This is a genomic window from Bradyrhizobium sp. SZCCHNS30572 (genome assembly GCF_032484415.1).
GTDB lineage: Bacteria > Pseudomonadota > Alphaproteobacteria > Rhizobiales > Xanthobacteraceae > Bradyrhizobium.
In genome coordinates, this window is the sequence record NZ_JAUESY010000007.1 from 31612 (window position 1) to 55925 (window position 24314).

The 24314-nt window shown below is 59.9% G+C and carries 19 protein-coding genes and 1 pseudogene; 11 read left to right on the plus strand and 9 right to left on the minus strand.

Annotated elements, in window-relative coordinates; all coding sequences use genetic code 11:
* Nucleotides 1–56 precede the first annotated feature (56 nt).
* From QX048_RS19975 to QX048_RS19990, 4 genes are read left to right on the plus strand one after another with little or no spacing between them, the layout of a single operon-like run.
* The gene (locus QX048_RS19975; protein WP_315754288.1) at nt 57–995 is read left to right on the plus strand and encodes an ABC transporter permease; all 939 of its coding nucleotides are present in this window, start codon (nt 57–59) and stop codon (nt 993–995) included.
* A complete protein-coding gene (locus QX048_RS19980; RefSeq protein WP_316173080.1) occupies nt 992–1861 on the plus strand; it encodes an ABC transporter permease in 870 nt (289 codons plus the stop codon). Before QX048_RS19975 ends, QX048_RS19980 begins: the two co-directional genes overlap by 4 nt.
* 5 nt (nt 1862–1866) lie before the next feature.
* Nucleotides 1867–2862: an ABC transporter ATP-binding protein gene (locus tag QX048_RS19985; RefSeq protein WP_315716419.1), complete on the plus strand. Its 996-nt coding sequence runs from the start codon at nt 1867–1869 to the stop codon at nt 2860–2862.
* Nucleotides 2862–3875 (plus strand): oligopeptide/dipeptide ABC transporter ATP-binding protein, encoded by a 1014-nt coding sequence (locus tag QX048_RS19990; RefSeq protein WP_316159736.1) that lies wholly within the window; start codon nt 2862–2864, stop codon nt 3873–3875. Before QX048_RS19985 ends, QX048_RS19990 begins: the two co-directional genes overlap by 1 nt.
* Before the next feature lie 104 nt (nt 3876–3979).
* Here QX048_RS19990 and QX048_RS19995 read toward each other — a convergent pair whose 3' ends face one another.
* Nucleotides 3980–4984, minus strand: coding sequence for a response regulator transcription factor (locus QX048_RS19995; RefSeq protein WP_316159737.1), 1005 nt, complete (start codon nt 4982–4984; stop codon nt 3980–3982).
* 349 nt (nt 4985–5333) lie between these two features.
* On the opposite strand from QX048_RS19995, the gene QX048_RS20000 reads away from it, so the two are divergent.
* From QX048_RS20000 to QX048_RS20025, 6 genes are all read left to right on the plus strand, one after another.
* On the plus strand, nt 5334–6236 hold the full coding sequence (locus QX048_RS20000; protein ID WP_316159738.1) for a sugar phosphate isomerase/epimerase: 903 nt from the start codon (nt 5334–5336) through the stop codon (nt 6234–6236).
* Between the two features lie 364 nt (nt 6237–6600).
* Complete coding sequence (locus QX048_RS20005; protein WP_316173082.1) at nt 6601–7704, plus strand: NAD/NADP-dependent octopine/nopaline dehydrogenase family protein; 1104 nt, start codon at nt 6601–6603, stop codon at nt 7702–7704.
* Between the two features lie 31 nt (nt 7705–7735).
* Nucleotides 7736–8698 carry a DMT family transporter gene (locus tag QX048_RS20010; RefSeq protein ID WP_316159739.1) on the plus strand — a complete coding sequence of 321 codons (963 nt, stop codon included), beginning with the start codon at nt 7736–7738 and terminating at the stop codon, nt 8696–8698.
* Between the two features lie 215 nt (nt 8699–8913).
* Nucleotides 8914–10293, plus strand: coding sequence for an MmgE/PrpD family protein (locus QX048_RS20015; RefSeq protein ID WP_316159740.1), 1380 nt, complete (start codon nt 8914–8916; stop codon nt 10291–10293).
* 1237 nt (nt 10294–11530) lie between these two features.
* The gene (locus QX048_RS20020) at nt 11531–11725 is read left to right on the plus strand and encodes a transcriptional regulator domain-containing protein (RefSeq protein WP_315754303.1); all 195 of its coding nucleotides are present in this window, start codon (nt 11531–11533) and stop codon (nt 11723–11725) included.
* A 4-nt stretch (nt 11726–11729) separates the two neighbouring features.
* Nucleotides 11730–12305, plus strand: coding sequence for a DUF2285 domain-containing protein (locus tag QX048_RS20025; protein ID WP_316159741.1), 576 nt, complete (start codon nt 11730–11732; stop codon nt 12303–12305).
* 230 nt (nt 12306–12535) lie between these two features.
* Here QX048_RS20025 and QX048_RS20030 read toward each other — a convergent pair whose 3' ends face one another.
* Nucleotides 12536–12724, minus strand: a complete 189-nt coding sequence (locus QX048_RS20030; RefSeq protein ID WP_316159252.1) for a helix-turn-helix transcriptional regulator — start codon at nt 12722–12724, stop codon at nt 12536–12538.
* Between the two features lie 1312 nt (nt 12725–14036).
* On the opposite strand from QX048_RS20030, the gene QX048_RS20035 reads away from it, so the two are divergent.
* A complete protein-coding gene (locus QX048_RS20035) occupies nt 14037–14486 on the plus strand; it encodes a hypothetical protein (RefSeq protein ID WP_315716398.1) in 450 nt (149 codons plus the stop codon).
* Between the two features lie 125 nt (nt 14487–14611).
* Here QX048_RS20035 and QX048_RS20040 read toward each other — a convergent pair whose 3' ends face one another.
* The 7 genes and pseudogenes from QX048_RS20040 to QX048_RS20070 all read right to left on the minus strand — a co-directional run bounded on the left by QX048_RS20040 (nt 14612) and on the right by QX048_RS20070 (nt 24302).
* Nucleotides 14612–15397 carry a class I SAM-dependent methyltransferase gene (locus QX048_RS20040; RefSeq protein WP_315716397.1) on the minus strand — a complete coding sequence of 262 codons (786 nt, stop codon included), beginning with the start codon at nt 15395–15397 and terminating at the stop codon, nt 14612–14614.
* A 170-nt stretch (nt 15398–15567) separates the two neighbouring features.
* A complete protein-coding gene (locus QX048_RS20045; protein WP_315716396.1) occupies nt 15568–16413 on the minus strand; it encodes a GntR family transcriptional regulator in 846 nt (281 codons plus the stop codon).
* A 57-nt stretch (nt 16414–16470) separates the two neighbouring features.
* A complete protein-coding gene (locus tag QX048_RS20050) occupies nt 16471–17505 on the minus strand; it encodes an ABC transporter substrate-binding protein (RefSeq protein ID WP_316204429.1) in 1035 nt (344 codons plus the stop codon).
* 1203 nt (nt 17506–18708) lie between these two features.
* Nucleotides 18709–19656 carry a GDP-L-fucose synthase gene (locus QX048_RS20055; RefSeq protein WP_315716394.1) on the minus strand — a complete coding sequence of 316 codons (948 nt, stop codon included), beginning with the start codon at nt 19654–19656 and terminating at the stop codon, nt 18709–18711.
* Between the two features lie 2715 nt (nt 19657–22371).
* A pseudogene (locus QX048_RS20060) lies at nt 22372–22754 on the minus strand (transposase); the annotation flags it as partial.
* Nucleotides 22755–22869: 115 nt separating this feature from the next.
* On the minus strand, nt 22870–23631 hold the full coding sequence (locus QX048_RS20065; protein ID WP_315716393.1) for a class I SAM-dependent methyltransferase: 762 nt from the start codon (nt 23629–23631) through the stop codon (nt 22870–22872).
* A gap of 170 nt (nt 23632–23801) precedes the next feature.
* Complete coding sequence (locus tag QX048_RS20070; RefSeq protein WP_316200632.1) at nt 23802–24302, minus strand: NUDIX hydrolase; 501 nt, start codon at nt 24300–24302, stop codon at nt 23802–23804.
* Nucleotides 24303–24314 lie beyond the last annotated feature (12 nt).

Genomic DNA, 24314 nt, shown 5'->3' on the forward strand with positions numbered 1-24314 from the left:
AGAAGAGTTCAGTCCGAACATTCTGGTTTCTGTTCGCGAATGTGCTGGGTGATCCAATGATCAGCTTTGCCTTCAAGCGGCTGCTGCTGGCCATCCCCACCTTGCTGGTGATGCTGACAGCAATCTTCGTGCTGGTGCGTCTCGTTCCGGGTGATGCGGCATCCGTCATCCTTGGCGATCAGGCAACCGAAGCCTCGCTTCGCGCGATGCGCGCCCGGCTCGGGCTCGATCAGCCGATCCAGGTCCAATATCTTCACTTTCTCGGTGAGGTGCTCACCGGAAATCTCGGGCAATCGCTGAGCAGCGGCCGGACTGTCGTGCAGGAGGTCCTGCTGGTGTTGCCCTCCACGATCCAACTCACCTTGGCGGCCATCGTGATCGGAATCGTCCTGGGTCTGCCGCTCGGAATCCTCGCCGCGCTCGGCCGCAACAGCTGGATCGACTACGTCTCGCGGCTGGTCTCGTTGGTCGGGCTATCGTTCCCAGCGTTTGTGTCAGGCATTCTTTTGCTCATCGTATTCGCGATCCAGCTGGGATGGTTCCCCGTTCTCGCGTCCGATAGCACTGATCCGATCGAACGGTTACGAAGCCTTGCCTTGCCTGCGCTGAATCTCGGCTTGATCCTGATGGCCTATGTGGTGCGTGTCACGCGGTCATCCATGCTGGGAGTCCTTGGCGAGGATTACATCCGCACAGCGCGCGCGAAGGGAGTGACTCCCACGCGCCTCGTCATGCGACACGCTCTGCGCAATGGCCTCATTCCGGTGGTTACCGTTGTTGGCCTCTACTTCGGTACGTTGATCGGAAATTCGGTGCTCACGGAGATCATCTTCAACCGGCCCGGCCTCGGCAAGCTGATCTTCGGGGCACTCAACGCTCGCGACTATACGCTGCTCGAGGGGCTGATGATCATCTTTGCCATCTGCGTCATCGTCGTGAATACGCTGACGGACATTACCTATGGGCTTATCGATCCGCGGGTGAAATACAAATGACGGTCGGGGTTGCATCGGTTGCAGTATCGCAGCCCAGTCGATTGTGGCTGGCCTTCTCCAGAAATCCTCTCTTCTGGCTGGGTGCGCTGCTCATCGCGCTCATCATCGTCGTGGCGGTGCTCGCGCCGGTGATCGCGCCTCATGACCCGCTGGAGCAGAATATCGTGGCCAGGCTCGAGCCGCCGTCAGCGGAGTTTCTGTTCGGAACGGACAATTACGGCCGAGATGTCCTGTCCCGTCTGATCTATGGAGCCCGCATCTCACTGATGGTCGGTTTCGTCGCCATCCTGATTGCGATGACAATCGGCTGCACGATCGGAATCGTTGCGGGTTATGTCGGAGGAGCGCTGGATCAGCTCGTGATGGGAGTGCTCGATGTCATGCTCTCGTTTCCAGCTCTCCTGCTCGGCCTCATGATTGCGGCGATGCTCGGCGCCAGCCTTCAGAACCTGATCATTGCAATCGCAATCACGGAGATCGCGCCGTTTGCGCGAGTTGCCCGGGCGCCAACGATTGCCTTGAAGCAGCAGGACTTCGTGATCGCCGGCCGAGCGCTTGGGTTCGGACCCGTCCGGATCATGGGGGTTCATATTCTCCCCAATCTCATCTCGGATGTCGTGGTGATGAGTTCACTATGGATGGCTTCCGCGATTCGCACGGAAGCATCGCTGAGCTTCATCGGGCTAGGCGTTCCGCCACCGACACCGACCTGGGGCAGCATGATCCGCGAAGGGTTCGACAACATCCTCGACGCCTGGTGGCTCGCGGTCTTCCCGAGCCTTGCGATCCTGTTGACCGTGCTCGCCCTCAATCTCCTGGGAGACGCTCTGCGAGACGCCATCGATCCAAAGCTGCGGGGGGAATAGCAGGCATGACATCGTTTCCTAGGCCAGCTCTCGACCTGCGCAATCTGCGGACCGAATTCCGAATCGGCGGCCATTGGTACCCGGCAGTACGAAACGTCTCGGTATCACTGATGCCAAACGAGACGCTCGCGGTCGTGGGCGAGTCGGGCAGTGGCAAGAGCGTCACGGCCCTGTCCATCCTACGGCTGCTTCCGCATGCCGGTGCTCGCATCCAAGGCGGAGAGGTGTTGTTCGAGGGTCAAGATCTCGTGACCTTGTCCGAGCGGGACATGAGCACGATCCGGGGCAATTCGATTGCGATGATCTTCCAGGAGCCGATGACCAGTCTCAATCCGACCATGACCGTGGGAGACCAGATCGCGGAGGCGATCCTCATTCATCGCGGAGGGTCGCGCATGGAGGCCAAGGCTGAGGCGCTTCGGCTCTTGGCGGAGGTCAAGATTCCATCGCCGAAGAGCCGACTAGATGAGTATCCGCATCAATTTTCGGGGGGGATGCGCCAACGCGTCATGATTGCCATGGCACTTGCCTGCCATCCGAGGGTTCTTCTGGCCGACGAGCCGACGACGGCACTCGATGTGACGATCCAGGCGCAGGTGCTGACTCAACTCGAAGAGCTCAAACAGGCCTACGGAATGTCGATGTTGTTCATCACGCATAATCTTGGCGTGGTTGCGCAGATCGCCGACCGCGTTGCCGTGATGTATGCGGGCGAGATTGTCGAGCTTGCGACTGTCGACGCGCTGTTCGCAAAGCCCATGCACCCTTATACGGCGGCGTTGCTGCGCGCCATGCCGCGAGCTGACCGGGCCAGCGAGAGTCTGGAGCCGATCCCCGGCAGTGTTCCGGCCCTGTCTGCCGTTCCAGCAGGCTGCGCCTATGCGCCCCGCTGCCCGTTCAAGGACCGCAGCTGTACCGAACTGCACCCAGAGCTCGTATCATCAGGTGATCCCGGACATTTGGTGCGCTGTCCCGTCAGACCGGTCGGAGGAGTGCATTGATGACGACATCCCTGGGAAGCGGCGACTTTGTTGTACGTCATCTTTCGAAGACCTTCGTGAGACACGGAGGTTCAGGCGCCAGATGCGTCCGGGCGGTCGATGATGTGTCCTTCCGCATTCCAAAGGGGGCTTCCGTTGGCCTCGTGGGCGAGTCCGGTTGTGGCAAGTCAACGGTCGCGCGTACCATTCTTCGGCTCATTGAGCCCGATAGCGGATCAATCTTATTCGACGGCATCGATGTCCGCGCCGCCAAGGGGGCCACCTTGCGCGCGTTGCGGCGCCGGATGCAGATCGTGTTTCAGGATCCGTATTCTTCGCTCAATCCGCGCCGAACAATCCGGCAGACTCTGGAAGAACCCCTTCGTGTTCATCTGCGACTCTCGTCCAAGGACATCCGCGAGAAGGCGGAAGCCGCCATGTTCGAGGTCGGGTTGCCGCGAGAAGCACTGGAACGCTACCCGCACGAGTTCTCAGGCGGGCAGCGGCAACGGATTGGCATTGCACGGGCGCTGGTCTTGGATCCCGAACTGGTCGTCGCAGACGAGGCCGTTTCTGCTCTCGATGTGTCGGTCCAGGCGCAAATTCTTCGACTGCTGGAGGGGCTGCGCGAACGCCGCGGCCTGTCGTTCTTGTTCGTTTCGCATGATCTCGGGGTGGTCCGCCATTTCTGCGACCGAGTCTCCGTCATGTATCTTGGGCGCATCATCGAAGAGGGGCCGACGGCAGATGTTCTTGACCGTCCGTTGCATCCTTACACCAGGCTTCTGCGCGACAGCTATCCAGTGCCGGATCCGAGGGCCCGCCGGCCTCTGATCCAGATCGTGGGAGAGGTTCCTTCTGCAGCCAATCCGCCTCCGGGCTGTGGCTTTCATCCGCGTTGCGCGCGAGCGGAAGGTCTATGTTCCGTCGAAAAGCCGCAGTTGGAGACGTCGGGAGACGGCCGATTCCGGGCATGCTACTTCCCGGAAACAAGCGAGATCGCGTGGGGGAGCCTGCGCATCGGAGCGCGATGACTTGAAGCCCCGCCAAAGAAGTTCATTGGCGAGTGTGCCGTGATCGTAATCCAGTCGCCCAATTCCTTGGATTGAAGTCGACCGAGCGGAAGCTTCGCTGGAGGCTAGCGCGAGAGCCGCTCCCTGATCAGCGGCGAGCGGGGTTTACCCGATCCGATCGGTGCAGCATTCGCAGCGTTGCTGACCGGCTCAGGTCGGGGAAGGTAGGTGGCAGGTCCGTCCGGGGCAAAGTCGAGCGAATAGCCCAATCCTCGCACCGTACGGATATAGTTCGGCTCGCCACGTTCACAGAGAGCCTTGCGAATGCGGCTGATATGAACATCGATTGAGCGAACGGCGTTCTCCTGAGTATGTGCTCGAATGCTGGATAGGATCTGCTCCCGAGAAAAGACCTTTCGGGGGCATTCGAGGAGCTGTTGCAAGATCCGATATTCGACGGGGCAGAGGCGAATGCAGCGCGCTCCTCGGGAGACGCGATGCGCGTCGGACTCCATGACAATGTCGGCAAATCGAAGCACTTTGGGACTGGAACAAGTCGATTCGCGCAGAAGACCACGCAGCCGGTCGATGAAGATGTCCGGAAGAAACGGCTTCAATATATAGCTTGTCCGATCCGCATGGACGCACGCCTCCTCGAGGTGAGGCGATACGCTTGCCATGATCAGCGTCGGGACATTCTGCGTTGCAGGGTCCCGGTGCAACTGTTCGAGCGCGAAGGCTACGCGATCCCCGCACGATACATCGTCCAGGGCGATCAAGCCGGGGCGCGCGGCGGTGGCGGAGGCGATCGCATCTGTCAGGGTATCAGTCAGCATGCAGTCGAAGCCGTTGCTCTCGAGAATGTATTTGAGCAGGCTCGTGAATCCCTTGTCGCCGACCAGCAGGACGCGTGGTCTCGAAGGCACGGAGATGGAGCGGCCTTCGTCGCGGGCTGTAGAAGCCGGCGCAGACATCTGGTCGCATCCCGCCGCGGATTGGTCGACCCTCGAATCCGGTTTCCAGCCGGTCGCGAATGCAAGGCCCTTGTCCTGATTTTTAGCTGAGTTTGCGACACTGCAGAACTCCTCGGCAGGCTCGTCACTGCCAGCTAGGACTGCCTTGTGCACCATTCCCATCTCCATCATGTGTCTGCATCATCAGATGCAGTAGAGCAGCTTCCGGCGCGCGCGGAAGCTACCAAGCCGGATAGGGGGCTGGACGTGTACGGCTGCCGTCGGCAACCTTGGGACGGGTACGGATCCGTGAATGGTGATGCAATTCCGCAGATGGCGGTCGTCGCTGCGGAACGAGAAGTTTGCGCTCCGGACCGCGGACCTCTACCAGGGTTGGTAGTGGCAGTGTGTGGTCGGTCGCCCTATCTTTGCGGTGCAGGCTCTCCGTGCCGCAGCCGGTCGCAAGTCATCAAGCTTTGGCGCGTCCAGTCGAAGGATCCATGATATGATTTTCGGAGAGGCGCAGATGGTCAGCCGCATCGGATTTGTGCAGGGTGACCTCATGGAGCCGGCTGACAAGAGAGGACGAGGCTTTCTCACGGATTGCTGGCGCGAGGAATTCTCGGTTGCCCAAAAAGTCGGCTTCGAATTGATCGAGTGGAGAATCGGTGACGAGCCGATCCTGATGAATCCTGTGATGTCGACCACCGGACGAGATCAGATGCGGCGGCTTAGTCGCGAGTGCGACATCTGCATTCCATCGCTGTCCGCCGACTTCATGATGCAATCCCCCTTCTACAAGGTCACCGGCCGTGAGCATTGGGCGAGGCTCGATCTGCTCGGTGCCGTGATCGAGGCGTGTGCTGAGATCGGCATCAAGCTCCTCGTGGTGCCACTCGCGAACGGCGGGCAACAGCTTTCCCCCCGCGAGGCGGCGGCACTTCGATCCGGACTGGATCGGCTTGCGCCGCTCCTCGAGGCTTGCGGCGTCGTCCTCTCCCTTGAGTCTGATCTCGATCCGCCGCTCTTGGCATCGCTGATCGAACCATACCCGGCAGACCGGTTCGGCATCACATACACGGTTGGATGTCGAGCTTCGACGAGCGCTGATGCGCATGAGGCCCTTGCCGCCTGCGGCAACCGGATCGTGAACGTCCACCTGAAGGACTGGAATTTGCACGTCAACCGCGCTTCGCCGTCTCGTCAGCGAACCAACCTCGCCGGCGCGCTCAATCAGCTGAGACTCGCAGGTTATCGGGGCGATCTTATTCTTCAATCGACCCCTGGTAACTGTCGAGCAGCATTGCTCGCCCAGTATGGTGCCATGGCTGCGACCTGGTGGAGCTTCGGTGGGCCAGATCATCTCAGTCTTGCTCCAGGGATGGTCGAGGCGAACGAGAACCTGCAACAGCTGTCGCATACGCGGTGAGCCTGGAGCTCGACGCCACGCCGAGACGAATTCCCTGCAGGCTGTGACTTCGCACCTCTCTGCATGAATTGGTGCGTCCCGGAGCTCGCTTTGGACGAAGCATGATCCTGGCGGTTGCCCTTGACCGAGCGAGGATGACGCCTCCGCGCGCGTGAACAAGTCGTGCAAAGATAAAGGCGATCTATTGACTGCAAAGGCAAGTCAATGCGCGCATTTATGCGTTTCATCGCCAGCCCATTATTAGTGTCCGAGGCGCGTACGTTAGCGAGATGCTTCCGTATGTTTACAGGATTATTATGTTGACCGGATCGTGCTGCTCCAAGAATACTTAAATCTACGTTAGGTTGCGTCATGGAGCAGCGACATGCAGACGTCGGTTTCGATCATTGGTGCCGGGAATTGCGGATGTGCGTTCGCGGCCGATCTTGCCAGTCGAGGAGCGAACGTACTGTTGTACGCGCATCCCGAGCATCGCCGGCACGCGGAGACAATCGACCGCAACGGCTATCTGGAAGCAGGCCTCAAGATCGAAGGCCGCTTCCATCCTGATGTCAGCTCGGACATGGCCGACGTCGTCCGGTTCTCCAAGTTCATCATCATCACGGTCCCGTCATATGGCCATGAGGCCGTCCTGAGCGAACTCGCAAAGTTCGACCTCAGCAAGCATGTCGTCATTTCGATCACGGGCAACTTCTTCGCTCTCATGGCGCGCAGACAGATCAATGCGCGGTACATCCTCGAAACCGCCACGGCGCCCTACGCCTCGAGAATGCAGGATGGCAAGGTGACGGTGATGGGCATCAAGAGCATCATGCCGATCGCAGCGATGCCGGTCGATGTCAGTGAAGCGTTGCGCGATGAGATTGGCGCGATCTTCCCGATGCCGCTGCAGTGGCGCAGCAATGTTCTCGAGATCGGCATGTCCTGCATTACCGGAGTGATTCATCCGACGCCGGCGCTGATGAACGCCGGATGGATCGAGACGCGAAGGGGCGACTTCTATTTCTATCGTGAAGGCATGTCGACTTCGGTCGCCCGCGTCATCGACGAAGTCGACAAGGAGAGAATGGCGATCGCCAGGGAATTTGGCTTCAAGCCGCAGTCTGTCGTGGCGATCATGAACAGCTACTACGACAGGGCCTTCGCCAGTTTCGGCGAGTTCGCCAGAGAGACGGTCGAACACAACACGACCAAGATGGCGCCGACGCACATGCGCGACAGGTTTATTGTGCAGGACGTTCCATACGTTCTGGTTCCCTGGTTCGAGCTCGGCGTCAAGGTCGGCCTCCATTCCACCGCGATCAAATCGATCATCGATCTGGCCTCCATCGTCAACGAGACGGACTATCTGGAGACCGGCCGAAATCTGCGCAGGCTGGGACTGGATGCGGCTTCCAAGGGCCAGGTGATCGAGACATTCAGCGCACCGCTTGCGCCATGGGACGATGAGCTTCGCCGTATCGCGTAGATCTTGGCCGCTTCTCGACCATGAGGCTTGTATGACGATCATCAGCAGCCGGCAGGACGTGCCAGATAGCTCGGTGTCATCTCACCTGCCGGCAATCGGCTATAAGGTGCTCTCGGCAGCGGTGCTCGCCGTCATGTTCGCCTTGATCAAGAAGTTGGGCGGCGAGTACCCCGTGGGACAGATCGTCTTCGTTCGGAGTTTCTTCGCTCTACTGCCGATTCTCTGGCTTGTCCGGCGTCTCGGAGGTTATCGCCTGCTTCGCACCGAGCGGCCGGGCGCTCATCTGCGCCGCTCCGTTGCCGGTCTTTGCTCCCTCTTCTTCAGCTTCACGGCGGTCGGGATGCTGCCGCTCGCGACCGCGACGGCGCTGGGCTACGCAGCACCGTTGTTCATTACGCTGTTTGCCATTCCCTTGCTCGGGGAGAGCATTCGCCTCCATCGTCTCGTTGCCGTCGTTTTCGGATTTGGCGGCGTGCTGCTGATGGCCCATCCCGATGGCCGGGGGCTCTCCTCGGGAGTCCTGTTCGCGCTGGCCGGTGCGGTGGCTACGGCCCTTGCATTGATCTCCATCCGCAAGATGCGGGACACCGAGACGAGCATGGCCATTGTTTTCTACTTTTCGCTCTCGGGCACATTGGTGAGCGCAGCGACACTGCCGTTCTCTGCAGTCTGGCCGAGCGTGACTGACTTGCCGATCCTCGTCGCGATTGGTGTTCTGGGCGGCGCTGCCCAGATTCTGCTCACCAAGGCCTACCAGATGGCGCCGGCGAGCGTCGTTGCACCCTTCGAATACGCCACCTTCGTCTTTGCCTTTCTGCTCGGTCTCCTCGTCTGGCGTGAGATGCCGGTCCCCATCGAGCTGGCCGGAATTGCCGTCGTGATCGCCTCAAATCTCTTCATTGCGATGTACGAGCAGCTGGCCGGAGTTTCGTCAAAGCTTCGCCTGCCCGGCAAGTGGCACCACACCGCGACGGTCCGCGCCAAAACCGACTGAAAGGATCGGCGCGGATCCGGCTCAACCCCATAACTCCGACGAATAGGTGCTCGCAAAATTCGACTTTGACTTCCTGCTGCCATTCGCGCGGAAGATGCTCAAAGGCCAGCTTCGTGCCATTTCGATAGAGTTCGGTTTGCCAATCATGAGTCGGACGGCTGCGCTACCTCACCTCGTCCGATCAGCACACATGTTGAAGATCCCTGGAGGCCCGCATGACATACACCGCTGCCGAGCTGTTGGCCGAATGGGTCAGCGCGAGCAAAGTTCCAGAAGAAGCCCGGATCAGCGCGGCGAAATGCGTGCTCGATTTGATGACCGCCGCGATAGCCGGCCATGAGACGCCAAATGCGGTGGCCGTGCGCCGAATAGCGAGCGCGACCTGGGGCCATGGACCGGCGGCGATGTGGTTTTCAGGAGAGCGGTCGACCGCTGCGGGGGCAACCTTCGTCAATGCGGCCTGCGCGTGCTCGCTCGACCTGGATGATGGCCACCGCGCCGCTTCGGGGCACCCCGGCGCAGCGATCATTCCGGGGGTATTGTCACTACTCGGCGGTCCGTCCTTGGATGGGCAACGGGCGCTTGCCGCCATTGCCATCGGATATGAGATAGGCATTCGTATTTCTGCTGCCCGGGATCTGCGAAGCGTCCCGACGGTGAACAGCGGCCTCTGGAGCGGTCAAGCCGTTGCGGCAGCGGTGGGTTGGCTGAGAGGGCTGTCGCGGAGCCAGATCGCACACGCGATCTCAATCGCTGGGACAACGGCACCGAGCCAGTCGGCCACTCCATACACCCGGTTCAGAGGCAACAGCGTCAAGGAGGGCATCCCATGGGGAGCTGCCAATGGCATCCTGGCGGCCGATCTGGCCAAGCAGGGCTTCACCGGACCGATCGACATTCTGGACAGTTCAGAACGGTACGATCGCGCGCGGCTTCTCGACGGGCTCGGAACGAGTTGGCTCATCAACAGCACCTATTTCAAGCCCTATAGTTGCTGCCGTTGGATTCACGCGCCGATTGACGCGCTGATCACATTGCTGAGCGATCATGACATTCATCCGGAAGCCATCATCAGCATCGATGTGGAGACCTTTGGGAGGTCGTTGACCCTGAGCAACGAGGTGGAGCCGCGTACGCTGGAAGGAGCGCAATACAGCCTTCCGTTCTGCCTCGGTGTCGCCGCGACCAGCGGCGCACCTGCGTTGCTCCCCTTGAGCAACGAGTCGCTGACAGACCAAAGGGCCATCGAGATCGCTGGACGCGTCCACATGACCGTCAATCCCGAATTTGAGCTGATGTTCCCGGCTGCGGTTCCCGGGCGAGTTCGCATCACCACGGCTTCGGGCACCTTTGAGCGGACCGTGTTGGCGCCGAAGGGAGAACCTACGAACCCCATGAGCTGGGACGACATCGGGTTCAAGTTCCAGGCCATTGCAGCTGGTCGCGCCGATGCTCGTGTCGCGGCTGGGATTCCAAATGCGATCGGCGCGTTGCGAAGGGGAGATGTTGCGCCGTTGCAATCGATGCTGGAAGCAAGGCTGTTCGCCAGCTCGAATGACGCGTCGTCCGTCGAGCGGCTTGAGGTCGCCCAGTAGGCCCAGCGAGCGATGAGACGGCGGCAAAAAGTCTTCCTGGCAACAGGTCTATGCAGATCGCTTTGTCCCATCCCCTGGACAGGAGCGTGCGTGCGAAGCCGGCGAGGAGGGACCGGCCACTCAGTTTCTGCAGCGGTTTGACATCTCCCCTAACCATGCTGTCTCATTTGGCTTCCTGATATGAAAATGACGAGAAAGCAGCACTGCCTTTAGGGGTAGTGGTACTGAATGCAGTTGTATGCCTGTCACAATATCGGGAAATCCCTCAGTGCGGTGAAGACGACGCCACGGTCGCCGTCGACGTGAAAGCGCCATACGTCAATCGGATCGACCTTTAGTCTCTGTTTGAAATCTTGTTTTGAGCAGCGAGAAGGCCGGCATGGTCAAGACACCAGTTTTCATCGGACCTAGCGTCGCAACGGATGCTCCCTCCCTTGCACGAGCGGATACTGCCCGTCTGCTCTGTCCCCATCGGGCAGATTGCGGGACGAACTGGCGGGGGTCTAAGGCGAACCTTGTGTTCGCAGCAAAGCTGCTCGGCTGCTTGCGCACAGGAACGTCACCGCCACCATCTGCGCTCGAATGGTCCGGATTTGTTGAGCACTGGACTGTCATCGTTCGCGACGACATATGTGTGCTTGAGGGAACGGTATGGCGTCTCCCATTGTGCCAGGGCAGCTTGGCTGCACCTCTTTTGGCCATTGATCCTGCCGCAGGGTGGGCGCGCGCGCTCGGGGAATGGCTTACAATAGGGGCGCCGCACAAGAGCACCGGCGCAGCCGGACTTCGTCCGGAGCTGATCTCCGATCGTGCTGCACGATGGCTGGAACATCAGCTCGCCCCCACAGATTGAGCTGTGGCCCAGATCGCTTGACCGACATTGCCAAGGGCGGACGAAGCGCTTCTCAAACGGGTGTGAGCGCCTTTTGAGAGCGCGCGTGAGCTTCGAGCGTAAGCAAACTTGATAGGGTCGCGCGACCGCCGTCGATCTGCTGAAATCCTTGGCAAAGTGGACCTGAGGCGAGGCTGGTATGCCGCAGACAGCAGCGGGGCCTCATCATCGCTGCCCGGAATCACGCGATTTGAGTGAAACCGAAAGTCCCTGGAATACGCAAAATCCACTGTGTTGCGCTCGATCGGTGTCAACGCCGCAGATTGATAGCCCCGTGCGGGAGCCCTCGTTGCTAGCCTCTGCAAACCTTGGTGAGAGAGTGGAAATGGCAGGGACGAGTGTGTAATGAGCGAGTTCAACTGGAGGTCGTCCGAGTCTTACAAGAAGCTCGAAACAGCCGATGCGGCCGACTTTGCCTGGGAATGTCTACGTCGTAATCCGGACTATCGGCGAGATTACAGCGATCTGCTTGCACAAGACAAAGACGGCCCGACCGATCCTGAATTCCGGCAGCGATGGGGGCTTTCTTTTCGCGGCTGACCCAATGCGCCGGTTTGATGCTCAGGCCATATTCTGGGCGCCGGAAGTGCTGCCGACTGTGCTTCGGGTTGCTCCGACCTCGCAAGGCTCGCTTGCGCCATTCTCTCATCTCGACCTTCGCGGATCGCCCGGCGCCGAGCTGAGACGGGCGTCCGACGGCTGGTACGCGGTGCTGCAGTTGGGCGGCGCCACGCACCGGCTGATGCTCTCCCGGCTTCCGGCGAAGGGGACGGCCGTGGCTTTCGAACTGCCGCTCGACCGTGATTTCGATTTGCAGACGCGCGCGGCCTATCGGCTTTGGACGGCGCTGAGACGAGGTCCGATCCGGCTGCAGGCTCACACCGGGCCCATTCAGCAGCGCCGGCGCCTCGTTCTTGCGCTGCGCGCCTTGGATGGCCGCCTCGAGGGCCAGAATTATCGGGCGATCGCCACGGTTCTGTTCGGGTCCGAGCGAGTTGAAGATCGGGGATGGAAAACGCACGACCTGCGCAGCCGGACAATCCGGCTGGTTCAAACAGGTCAGACCCTGATCCGAGGCGGCTATCGAAAATTGCTGCGTAGCCAACGGCGATCAGCATGATCGGCGCGCTGGTCCGTCTCGCAGCCGCCGCGGAAAGTCGACCCTCCGGGCAAGGACTGGCTGGGCATGAGGGATGCGAAAACTCAGTCATTCGGCTTGGCCGATGTCCTGAGCGCATTACTCGTCGTCGCGCGAGCGGAGAAGTTCAGCCATCTGCAGCACCTTTCGGCAAAGCCGCTCGTCGGATATGCCGAAATAGAGCTCGAGCAGTTGGCGAGATTCGCGTTTGGTCACAAGCAAAGAACCACGTGATCGGAACAGCGAGCTGATTTGCGATTTCGTACAGCGCAAGATGCGCTGATCTGGGTCTCGCCCGCTTCATACTTCTGAATGAGTTGAGCTGTCACGCCGAGGCGTCTTGCCAGGTCATCCTGGCTGAGATCGAGCAGGTTCCGTCGCAGGCGCAAGCGCGTTCCCACATGCTGATCGACATGATTGGGCTTCTTGGATGACCTCCTGAGCCGCTTGCCTTGGCTTGAAAGCTTCGGCAGAACTTGGCAACAGCATGCGCCGGGATTGCCGCTCGAGGAGCAGCCGGACTATCATTACGGCCAATGGGTCCGTGGCGTTTACGACCATGTGTTTCGTCCAGGCAGGCCGCTCTTCGACGACGTTGATGCCGTCATCCGGCGCCCGCACCGAAATGACAGGTTGCGGGTGCACTACAGGCGCCTCATCCTTCCCTGCGGTTCGACTGGCTCCAGATCAGCTCGGCTTGTCGGTGCGTCTCTCGTCGAGAACGTTGCATCAACCCCCAGTACGAGGATGATTGATACACCCCTGATGGCGAGTGGTTGAGTGCGGTCTTGCGAGCTTTCCGGCTGTTGAGCGGCCCGCTTGCAATGCGTCAATTGCCTTGAAACCTGGCAGTTCGTGCTTGGGTCCGCAGCAGCGCGGCGCGGCATGCCTTTGGCTCAATTCCGGCGCGACATGTCGCAGCCGTCTGCTCAACCGGAGCCGTTGATTGCGCCGTCCCATGGTATGACGCGGATGGGACGGTTCGGACGGCCACAGCGACTGCGAATGACCAAGAGCTGGCCCCGGCAAGAATGGAAGATTGGTCCGTTCGCGCCACAGCATGCATTCTGACCGCGCGGCTGTTGAGGCCGGCCGTGAGGCGGGCCCGCGGAACATCTCAGGGCATGATCTGGGAGATCGAGGTTCATCCTGGATGGCGCAACGATCGGACCCCGCATCGGCTTCCAAACCTGCGTCCACGTCATGACGGAGGCCGTTCAGCGCCGTGCCGAGTGAGGCGAACAGGCATTGGCTACTCGCGTAAGACGAGTGGCGATGATAGTGGCAACGCAGCAATAGGCCGCACTGCGGACGCCGGACGAGCTTTCTGGCCAGTGACTCCGCCGCTGGTGCAGGACCACCAATTTCGGTAGCTCGCCAAGCGCAGGCTTGCGTGGCATGAGTAGCCAAGCTGGCCGAGCGCAACCTCTTTCGTCTCGGCACGTCGCGTGAAATGAGCCGGCGTCAAAGACAACGCCGTTTCCTGCGTCGCGATGCGAGCTCTCCGCATTGCGTCGTGACGGGACCCTGGCAGTCTGGGACCTATTGATGACGGCCTGAAACAGATATTGTATTGATGTTGATACGACTGGGCGATATCGTCTCACGTCGAGAAGGAGAGGCGGACTTCGTCCGCTGGGTGCACGTCGATCCCTTGCAACCGATCGGCTGTCGGCGACCTTCCACCGACCGTTTTCGGCCTGGAGTTCGGTGATGTCTCTTGATGAAACCCTGCGGATTTTGGCAACCGTCGAGCCAGGTGGTCTGAGGCTCGATGAGCAAGCCATCGAAAGCAATCCCGACGCCGTGCTCGTTGCCCTCGGACGCAGCTTTGAAGCGCTCTCCGCAGAACTCGCAACTCTCCAGCAGCAAGATGCGCAATCAGCTGCGGCCACCTGGGATGCAAACTCGCAGATCTCCGCCGTGGTGGTGCCCGGTGTAGAGCGCATCGAAGCGGTCTTGAGCTCGCTTGACCCGATTGAACGCGCCATCATGGCGATTCCGGCCAGAACGGTCGTCGGCCTGGGGGTGAAGGCGCGGCATGCTGCACATGTGCTCTCAAATTACTGGGCGGACGTCCCCGAGAGGCTCGACTGGGATGCCCGGACCGTGCGGCATCTGATCGAATCCGCTTGTTCAGTCGCCGGTGTAGAGCTGAGCTAAGGTCTTTGCTGCGGGCCGTCTTCATCATGGAGCGGTGCGATGGCCTGTGGCGACAGGCGTGTGCCGGCGCTCTCGCCCCTATGGGGCGGCCAAGTAGGTCGATTGGGCAGCGAAGCTTGTAGGCCTCAGCGGCGCTGCGCAATGAGGACCTGCGATTCAATGACTTCTACGATGCCGCCGGCGGTTGCGAATGGCGACATCTCCATCGTCAATTCCTGCGCGAGCTGACCTTCGAGGACGCCCAGCTGTTCAGGCGAGGAGGTCGACATCGATAGTGCGCGATCGATCAGACGAGCGACAGGCACGAGACGCTGCTCAATGACACCAATTCTGGTGAGCTGACCGAAGCGCGACTCCAGCAGGATCGGTTCGTGACGTAGGCGCTCGGGTGCGAAACCGACACTCTTGTTGGTGAAGCGATCGACGACGTCCGAGTAACGCTTGTACCAGGCGTTCTGTGGGACATCGGGACGTACGTCATTGAACAGCAGGACTGCGCCGTCCTCCTCGATCAATGGGTCGAGCTTTCGCAGCGTATCGGCGCGATCCATCCAATGAAAGGCGCGTCCAATCGCCACGGCGCGAAAGCGGCCGAGCTGCGGGCTGAGGTCGAACGAGCTGCCTTCGATCAGTTCGATCTCAACGGCCGCCGCGTTGGCGATCGCCTGAGCAGCCTCCAGCATGGCAGGCTCCGGATCTATTCCGATGACCTTGCCGACCAGGGGCGCAAATGCGATGCCGAGCCACCCTGGTCCACAGCCGAGATCCATCAATCGGTGGTCCTTGGTCAGACGAAGGTGATCCGCCACGACTTGGATGAGCGCGGGTGCGTAATTCGGTCGCCCGGCCACGTAGTGAGGGACCGTCGATTGAAAGCGCGGGAATGCTGGAGAGGCCGGTTCGGACGTCATCTGTATCGTTCGACAGCCGTGCTGAAGCTCATGTCTTGTGACGCCTTCCGGTGTGGGCCGGTCCGCCCATGGCGCGGCCCCATGAGATCGTGAGCGCTTCTCCTTCGCACGCACACCGAAATGTCAGTTTGGACGGGACGTGCTCGGGACTTGGCGCGCTTGCAGGCAGGCTAGAAGTCTTTCAATGGCATGCGAAGCTCGTAGGTTGCAGGTGGAGCCAGCAGCTCGAAGTGCTGAATCGGACGTCCGGCGCTGTCGAAATGAATGCGCACCACCTTCAAGAGCGGTGCGCCTATCGCGACATTGAGGCGTGCTGCGACAATGGGGTCGGCTGCAGCTGCCGTCACAATCTGCTCGCCAGATGTGAATGTGATGCCGAAGCGCTGCAGAATCGCATAGAGCGACCCTCCTTCCATGTCTTCAGGACCAAATTGCCGTCCGATCGCTTCCGGAATGTAGGTCGTGACCTGCATGATTGGCCAGTCATTCATGTAACGGATGCGAACTGTGCGCTGGAAAAGGTCGCCTGGCTGGGCTTGGAAGTGCTCGCGAACGTGACGAGGGGCCACCTTGAACTCGAACTCGACCACGTGAGCTCGCGTTGTGCGCACGATCTCCCTGTTTCGAGCAGCGAGGTCCATCATCGGCACGGTGAGAGGCTCCGGCTTCGAGAGCTCCCGTACGAACGTGCCGATACCCTGGCGGCGTTCGATCAGTCCGAGCTCATCGAGAGTGTCCAAAGCTGCCCGAATCGTCACGCGCGAGACGCCGAAGAGCACAGCCAGATCCGCCTCCGCCGGCAAGACTTCTCCTGGTGCATAGCGGCGTTCTGCAATTTCGTCCTGCAGGACCAAGAACACCTGATGATGAAGCGGTATGTCGCGCCGCCGTCTTGCAAGGATCGCGGGCCGTCCTTTTGGGCGCTTGGGCTTATCTGTCGGACGCGTCTTCCGCGCCGTTTTCTTGGCGGCCGAAGCAGAAGCGTTCGAATGCTGCGGAGCTCGCGGCGCCACCACCTAGCCTCGATCCCACAGTGCCGCGGGCATGTTCATCGGCTTGAGCTCTCCACGATGCTATTTCGATGCTAGCGTCTGGAGAGCCTTTTCGACGAATCTGTTCGTAAATGTCTCCGCGAGATCGACCTTCACGCCACGCAATTGTGGGTCGACGGTCGACAACACCTGAAATGCGATCCCCGCGCCCTCGGCGCTGAACCGGCCATCGGGCGAAAACATGTCTCGGGTGCTCCGGACGGAGGCGAGAAAGATGTTTCGATCAGGTTTGGCCCATTCCTCCGGGAGCGCATCGGCGATCTCGTCGACGGAAGCGCGATCAATCCACTGCAGGGCGCGTACCATTGCGAGAACGAAGGCTTGGAGTGTGTCGGGGTTGCGCTCGATGAAGTCCGACCGCGCGTAGATGGTCCCTGACGGATAGAGACCGCCATAAACGCCGATTGTGCCTTCGTTGGTGCGAGTGTCCGCGACCAGTTTGACGTCACCTGCTGATGTCAGCGTCGTAAGCGCCGGCTCACCCGTGACGACCGCATCCACAGCGCCGTTGCGAATCGCCGCTACGGCACCTGTGCCACCTCCGACACTGACGAAGGAAATGTCGGTCGGAGAGACGCCAGCTCGCAAAGCGATGTACTCCACCATGAATTGCGTTTGGGATCCCAATGCCGTGACCCCGATCTTCATGCCTCTCAGGCTGCTTGGGTCGCGATAGTCCGCAGCCTTCTCCTTTCGCAGAGCCAATGCGAATGTCGGATGCCTGCCAAACAACACAACCCCGACGATCTTTTGTCCCTTGGCATGCATCTGAATCGTGTGGTCGAAAGCGCCAGCGGTGAGTTCGGCACTTCCTGCCACCAGAGCCTGGAGCGCTTTGGATCCGCCGCTCACGTCAAGAAGCTCCGGGTCGAGACCCGCGTCCCTGAAAAAGCCAAGGCGCTCGGCAAGTGTGACCGGTGCGTATTGTAGGAATGCCTTCCCGCCGATCGTCACTCTGACTTTGGACGTCTCGACGGAATTGCCCGCCCAGGCCGACCTCGCCGAGCCACACAACGCCAACAACGGAAGCCCGAGAAAACTACGTCGCTGTAACACTGGCCGGGTCTCGCGAGCGTTGAAGGAATGCGTGCCGGCAGTGAACTTTTCTCACGATCCGATCACATTCGAATCATACGAACGATCATCCGCACGAGCAAGGCAAAAGCTCGCCGAGGTTGCACAAGTCGAGTGCACGCGGAGCGATAATCATCATAAACTGCGACCAAAAATTGTTGAAAGTAGTTGATCAGCATTAATTATGGCCGGCGAGTCGGCCGCGCGATTGCGCTGAATCAGTTCGACGCACTGAGAATGAGCCGGCGACGCTCGCGACTTGCAAAGCACACGTGTCAGATATGCATGTCGCGCAGATGCGCAGAGCGCGGAGGGAGTGTCATTCGACAACGCGGCCGCTGCGACAGTCGACGGGGCAGTTCTGGAAGGCTACCGCTTTCTATGCCGACGTGTCGATAGCGGCCGGGTCTCCGCGGTGCATTCACGACCACGAGCCTTGCGGCCGCCGCTCGACGGTCAATCATAGATTGAATTGCAAGATCGTGTTCGCGGACCGCAAACGGAGGGGGAGCCTGGAGTCTGCCTGAAACAAGGTTGTTGAAAGCGCCGTTTGTTGCTCCTGCCACAGGCAAATTCGAGGAGCTTTGTCCGCAATGCAGAACCATACGCGAAAGTTTAACGGTCTCGCCGACCTTTACGACGCTAGCCGAACGACTTATCCGCCTGACGTTCTCGCTGCCGTCGCCTATGCTGTCGCCGCAGGTAATGGTCCGGCATCGCTGCTTCGATGTCGGCGCAAGTAACAGAATTTCGACGCGTGCACTCATTGATGCCCTGTCTGACTGGACCGTGCAGACGGCCGAGCCCAACCCCCACATAGCTGCACGTGCGGGTGCGGCGGGACTCGAAGTCACAATCGCGCCCGCTGAGGCTCTGCCGATCGAGCCAAACTCCGTAGGCCTGGCCACGGTGGCGCAGGCATTTCACTGATAGGCCGCGCTTTCTCGTGAAGTGCGCCGCGTCTTGTCGCAGAACGGGGGGCTCGCCGCTATCAACAACAACCGCCGGGCGGAGGAGTGTGAGGCTCTCATGGCAGCCGACCACTTCATCGAGGCCGAGAGTCCGGATTATTCGCGGCACTATTGGGATCTTGATATCGTCGCTGAGATCGAGGCTTCCGGCAGCCTCGACGAGATCCAGCGCCGAATGGCCTTTGGTGGACTCGCCCTTGCCAATGATGACCAACTACTGCGTCGCCGCTTCGCGCAGAAATGCCTGATAGGCGAGCCCGACTCCCACTTCCAGGGAAGTCGTCGCGCGCCAGCCGAGCTCCGTCAGGCGGGAGACGTCGAGAAGCTTGCGTGGTGTGCCATCCGGCCGCGACCGGTCAAAGCTGATGCTGCCCTTAAAGCCTACTACGGCGGCAACCACGCGGGCGAAGTCGGCAATGGTGATATCCTTGCCAGTGCCGATGTTGACCAGCGCGGTGTCGGAATAGGTCTTCATCAGGTGCACGCAGGCATCCGCCATGTCGTCGACATAGAGGAACTCGCGCCGCGGCGTGCCGGTGCCCCAGACCACGACCTCCGGCGCATCCGCGAGCTTGGCCTCATGGAAGCGGCGGATCAGCGCCGCGACGACGTGGCTGTATTCGGGATGATAGTTGTCGCCCGGACCATAGAGATTGGTCGGCATGACGTTGATGAAGTCGGCGCCATATTGGCTGCGATAGGCCTCGACCATCTTGATGCCGGCGATCTTGGCGATCGCATAAGGCTCGTTGGTCGGCTCCAGTGGCCCTGTCAGCATCGCGTTCTCGCGCAGCGGCTGAGGAGCAAGCTTCGGATAGATGCAGGATGAGCCCAGAAACATCAGCTTCTCGGCGCCGTTCACGTGGGCAGCGTGAATGACATTGGTGGCGATGGCGATGTTGTCGTAGATGAACTCCGCGCGCAGCGTGTTATTGGCGACGATGCCGCCGACCTTGGCGGCCGCCAGGACCACGACTTGGGGCTTCGCGCGTGCGAACCATGCGAACACCGCGGCTTGATCGCGCAGATCGAGTTCTCGGTGTGGCACCGTCAGAAGCTCGACGCCCTCGGACGACAAGCGGCGTATCAATGCGCTGCCAGCCATGCCGCGGTGACCTGCGACAAAAACGCGTTTTCCAGAAAGATGAAAGCGGTAGGACACGAGTTACCCTCTGACATGCAGCATCAAAATCGTCTTCGGTCTGATTTTATGGCATAGCAGCACCGGCGATCCAGGTCGATGACGGTGACCGCCCACACATTCCCATTGTGCGGAGCCAGCCTTCGCGTTGCGATGTCTCCAGGCTCGGACGGGGCGTTCTGCTGCACGGGTCCAACAGCGTGGCCAGACTCCGGCTGACGATTTCCGGACTCCGGGTTGTGTTCGAATGGTGGTTCGGAGCACATGGTGCAACGATGCTGCCCGACGAGCCTCGCCGTCGCGTCCGGCGCCCGGCTAACGGAACCGGAGCCGTCAACTACGGAGCGCTGATCTCCGAGGCAGTGATGCGGCACGAGATTGCGGCACGCATGACGAACTCTGTGAAGCGTTCTTGCCTGCATGACCGTCGCCAAATGGGCGAAGTCGAGAAGTATGCCGGCAGCAAGCAGCGATCTGAATTCTCCGCTCCTCTGAATTCTCGGCTCCAACGGGTCGCAACGACGGCGCAGTCGTCACGAACCGTCAGACGCCTTGGCGTTTGGGGCACGACGACCCCCGCGACGCAATCTTCGAGCAGCCGGTGACATTGCGACAATCCGCATGCCACCCTTCTTCTCGCGCGAAGATCGCTTGATCGTCAACGGCTGAATCAGCATCACTAGATGGTCCGGATCAAGATCGTGGTGGTAGATCTATCGCAAGGCTGCCGGCATCGATGTGGGTGAGACACTGTTCCAACGCAATCGATATCGGCTCACGGAGCTCTCTCGCTCCGTCTGACCGGGCGCCTTGTCCTGACATGGGCAGGGCCGTGTGGACGTCAGCAACGTTGCGGTTGGCCAGTTGGCAGTTCTTGCGGGGCCGGGTTCAACGGCTGACGCTGTCTCCGCCTTCGGCCGGCGGGTTTAGAGCGCGACCGTTGCGGGGTGATACACGTTGATCGAGACCCTTCAGTCCATTCCGACGATCGAGTTCGTCGCGGCGGAGGCTCGAACAGGCGGTGCCGAGAATCCGCCTTAGCGAAGACGAGAAGGCTAGCTACCAGTAGGAAGTCGGCCCATCTCAGGCCAACCTTGTGGAAGCCCACAACCAGAACAATGTCGATCAGGACTCACCCAAGCTAAGGACCGCAGGGATGATCGGAGCCGCGACTCCAAGCTTGGAGGCTGCATGCACCAAGAAGTTGCAGCGCCCCAATCTGCGTGCCGATTTGGCCTGAGACAGGTTAAGTGTCCTGCCGTACTGGATCGGTGGCGCCATTTCCCGGAGGGGATAAATCTGCACCGCTCTCAACGATGCTATAGCCACACTCACTGAGCCAATCGAGTACCCGGTCGGCCGTATTGTAGTCCCAACCAGGGTACGACCTCGCGATGATGTCTCTCGGAGAAAGTCGGCGGAGGGCCAACGACGGTTTCGTAGAGTTTCCGACCATTACAAACACCATACTGAATTTGTCTCATTATTACGCAATTCGGCATTTCTTAACTAGTGAAAAAAATCAACAGTTGAGTCGAAACTGGCATCAGCTCAGGGCTGCTCCTTCGAAATGCGGGAGGCGCAAGTCCGAGCGTCGCGCCGCGACGCGCGCAAAAGTTGTTTGCAGTCTGTGTGCTCCGGTGTTGACCTCACGAGCTTGTTCAAGCGCGTCGACCATGAAGGTGACAAAGTTCGTTCTGCGGGTGCGGAGGCGAGGGGATGCATGGCCTTGCTGCACAAGCGGATTGGCCCGGTGCGTGCGTTGATCAGGCTGGAGGCCGCCCATTGGGGGGCATTCTGAGCCCAACTGTTCGCTGAATTGCCGAGGCGGCGCAGGGCCAATATCCGCCATGAGACCTTCGAGGTCCGGCGGCCGAAGCACGTACCTGTCGACATCGAGGTGGTTGAATGGATCACTTCCAGTTCTGGAATTGCGTCAGATCGGAGAGTTATGGCCGCGCAGTCACAAGCATCGAAATGCAGCAGGTCGCTGATCGAGCAACGCGGCTGCTTCCAGCGGCAGCGCAAAGGTCAAAGCAATTTGGACCCGTGCCGCCACCAAAGGATCAACGTTCGGAGTCCTCATCCCCCTCTGCACAAGGATCACCAACGATTCCAGCAGCGCCTTATAGCACGAGCCGATGTAAGCGGCCGAGCCAACGGCAGATCCATAGCCTGCCTTTCGGGATTTCTAGCTGGCGTCCCGATCATCAGTGAGGGCGATAGTCAAACGACTGCTCGGGAGCCGGACGCCCTTTGCAAATCTGGTGCGAGACGATCACTGCGATCGGCCTGATCGCGCCAGGAGCCGTTAGCTCCCCCGTCTTCACCAGATGCACCGCTCTTTCCCGCGCGCTCGGCTGAGGGAGGGATCTGCTCTTTCAAGTCATACCGATCTTTCGAGTCATCCCAAGCGTCGCTATCAAGCAGTCGGACGGCGTACAATAGAACCGAAATCCCCACTATCGCCGCCAAAGCAACAAGCGCCCAAACCATTCCGGCCCAACCATAAACCGATGAAATATGGTGAAACAATACCTGTTCACGAGTGCGAAATCAATCCCAGCGGGAGGATTAACCGCAAGTCTACCAGACCGATTCCGAGACAAGCGGAATAAATACAACCACAGGTCAAAGGTGAGCGCGCAATCTTGCGCAGCGGCGGCCCGGCACAAAACGGAGTCCCGATGCCCAGCTCTCCGTTTGCGTGTGATCTTCGCATCGAACTACTTCCGATCAACGTCCCATTGAGTGGTTTCGCTGGCATGGTGGGGCGCCGGGCTGATCAGCCTGCCACACCATGGGGTCGTCGCTTAAAGGCGCGATGGTTCCATCGTCATGTAACGGACGCGCTGGACGGCCACGCGTCGTTCTGCTCGAGCAAGATCGCGCCGACGAGACGAACAATAGCGTCCTCGCTTCGGAAGATGCCCACGACCTCGGTGTGCGCTTGATCTCGCCGTTGACCCTCTCGATTGGATTGGGCGAGTGCAGCTTGGCGCGGTGCTACGCCGGGCGGCTCATACAGGCGAGCTCCGCCTCATCCATGACGGCTGCGAGCTTTGGGCACATTGGTCGGGATTGAGCTGATCGGCGACCTTGCGCCATTGCGCCCTGGCCATCGGGCCACTATCCGGCCCAATATGATGGACTGTTGAAAGTCCGAAAGAACGGAAATCTCAGATGTGACAGGGCGAGCCACATCGTCCGGGGTCAAGACGTTTTATCCAGAAACTACTTGGTAAGCTCAGCAAAGGTGTTGAGGTCGACTTGGTGTGCTCGGGTATCGCGGCCTTGAAGCTCGGCATGCTCGGAAATGCCGTAAGTGAAGAAGCTTACCTTTCTAAATCCGATGTGCTCAGCGATAAGTCGGAGCTCTTCCTTCGCATAGAAGTGAATGTGGTCCCAAAACGCATAGGCTTCGAACTCACCTTCACGAATCCTTGTCTCGGTCGGTGGCGAGTAGTGGCGGTGTAGAACTCCCTCCAGCCCAGGAAAGCTGAAGCGCATCACGCCTCCAGGCTTTAGTGTCCGATAGATCTCAGCTATTACGAAGATCGAGGCGGCTTGGGGGAGATGCTCAAGCATATCCTCCGAATAGCCGAATCGAACAGTGTTGTCGGCGAACGGGTGTTTGTCCAGCAAGTTGACCTGATAGTAGGCTGGATGGTCGTGCTCAAACAGGTCAATGTTGATCCAGTCGTCGAGGATCGTGCTGCCGCAACCGTAATTCACCTTCAGATCGTTTCCCTCGATTGTCTTCCGGAGGGCAGCACGAGATCCCGCCTTGGTCCAGGCTCCAGAGTCCGGCTCATAAGTATACTGTTTGTAGGCCCGGATCTTGTCTTCCCAATAAGGAATTTGCGACAGCCGGCCCAGAAGACCCTGTTGCGAAACAATCGCTGGTTCAGCTGCCGGCTGGCGGATCCGTGCAGCAACGTTGACGAGTCTCGGCGCGATGAGGCGCTTTAGGTATCGTGTCGCGCGTCTTAGCATTGGTTCCTCTTGAGCCGCACCCAGACGGATGGACGTAGGAATCGTGATAGCCAAGTAACGAGGGAAGGGCGTTTAATCGAATGACATATTTACAACTGCGGCGCAACGATCGGCTTGGCCCGAGCGCCAGGCGATACTCCGGCGTGGGTGGGCAGTCTCGCAACCCAGTCTTACGGCGATCCTCGCAAGCGCAAATGTCCCTGGAGGTCAGCCAACAGCAGCGTGCCGAGGGCAATCTGTGCATCGAAAAGCCCGCCCATGATCATGTTCAGGAGTTCTGGAGGACTTGCCAGCAGCGTCTCGACGCCTGCCTCGGGCGCGAATCCTGGGATCCGGGCTTCTGTCTCAATGAAGAAGGAGTGTACGCGATCGCTGAGGCGACCTGCATCGGTTTTGTTCACTCCGAGCAAATGGACGGCCCTGCTCGGAAATCCAGTTTCCTCAAGCAGTTCTCGAGCCGCTGAGCTCGCGGCTTGCTCTCCAGGATCGATCAGACCCGCTGGAAGCTCCAGAGTGAAGTCCTCAACCGCCGGCCGGTATTGCCGAACCAGCGGCACCAGACCCTCGGGGGATATGGCGAGAACGACAACGTAGTCGAACGTTTCGACTGAATGGTACGTTTCGCTCGCAGTTCCTGAAGAAAACTCGACTTCGCGAGCCGTCAAAGTCACCCATGGCGAGAT

Coding starts and splice junctions, on each gene's coding strand:
- QX048_RS20065 (WP_315716393.1), bottom strand. CDS start 23,631: ATGCTAAGACGCGCGACACGATACCTAAAGCGCCTCATCGCGCCGAGA.
- QX048_RS20015 (WP_316159740.1), top strand. CDS start 8,914: ATGACATACACCGCTGCCGAGCTGTTGGCCGAATGGGTCAGCGCGAGC.
- QX048_RS20020 (WP_315754303.1), top strand. CDS start 11,531: ATGAGCGAGTTCAACTGGAGGTCGTCCGAGTCTTACAAGAAGCTCGAA.
- QX048_RS20035 (WP_315716398.1), top strand. CDS start 14,037: ATGTCTCTTGATGAAACCCTGCGGATTTTGGCAACCGTCGAGCCAGGT.
- QX048_RS20010 (WP_316159739.1), top strand. CDS start 7,736: ATGACGATCATCAGCAGCCGGCAGGACGTGCCAGATAGCTCGGTGTCA.
- QX048_RS19995 (WP_316159737.1), bottom strand. CDS start 4,984: ATGGTGCACAAGGCAGTCCTAGCTGGCAGTGACGAGCCTGCCGAGGAG.
- QX048_RS20025 (WP_316159741.1), top strand. CDS start 11,730: ATGCGCCGGTTTGATGCTCAGGCCATATTCTGGGCGCCGGAAGTGCTG.
- QX048_RS19980 (WP_316173080.1), top strand. CDS start 992: ATGACGGTCGGGGTTGCATCGGTTGCAGTATCGCAGCCCAGTCGATTG.
- QX048_RS19975 (WP_315754288.1), top strand. CDS start 57: ATGATCAGCTTTGCCTTCAAGCGGCTGCTGCTGGCCATCCCCACCTTG.
- QX048_RS20000 (WP_316159738.1), top strand. CDS start 5,334: ATGGTCAGCCGCATCGGATTTGTGCAGGGTGACCTCATGGAGCCGGCT.
- QX048_RS19990 (WP_316159736.1), top strand. CDS start 2,862: ATGACGACATCCCTGGGAAGCGGCGACTTTGTTGTACGTCATCTTTCG.
- QX048_RS20005 (WP_316173082.1), top strand. CDS start 6,601: ATGCAGACGTCGGTTTCGATCATTGGTGCCGGGAATTGCGGATGTGCG.
- QX048_RS20040 (WP_315716397.1), bottom strand. CDS start 15,397: ATGACGTCCGAACCGGCCTCTCCAGCATTCCCGCGCTTTCAATCGACG.
- QX048_RS19985 (WP_315716419.1), top strand. CDS start 1,867: ATGACATCGTTTCCTAGGCCAGCTCTCGACCTGCGCAATCTGCGGACC.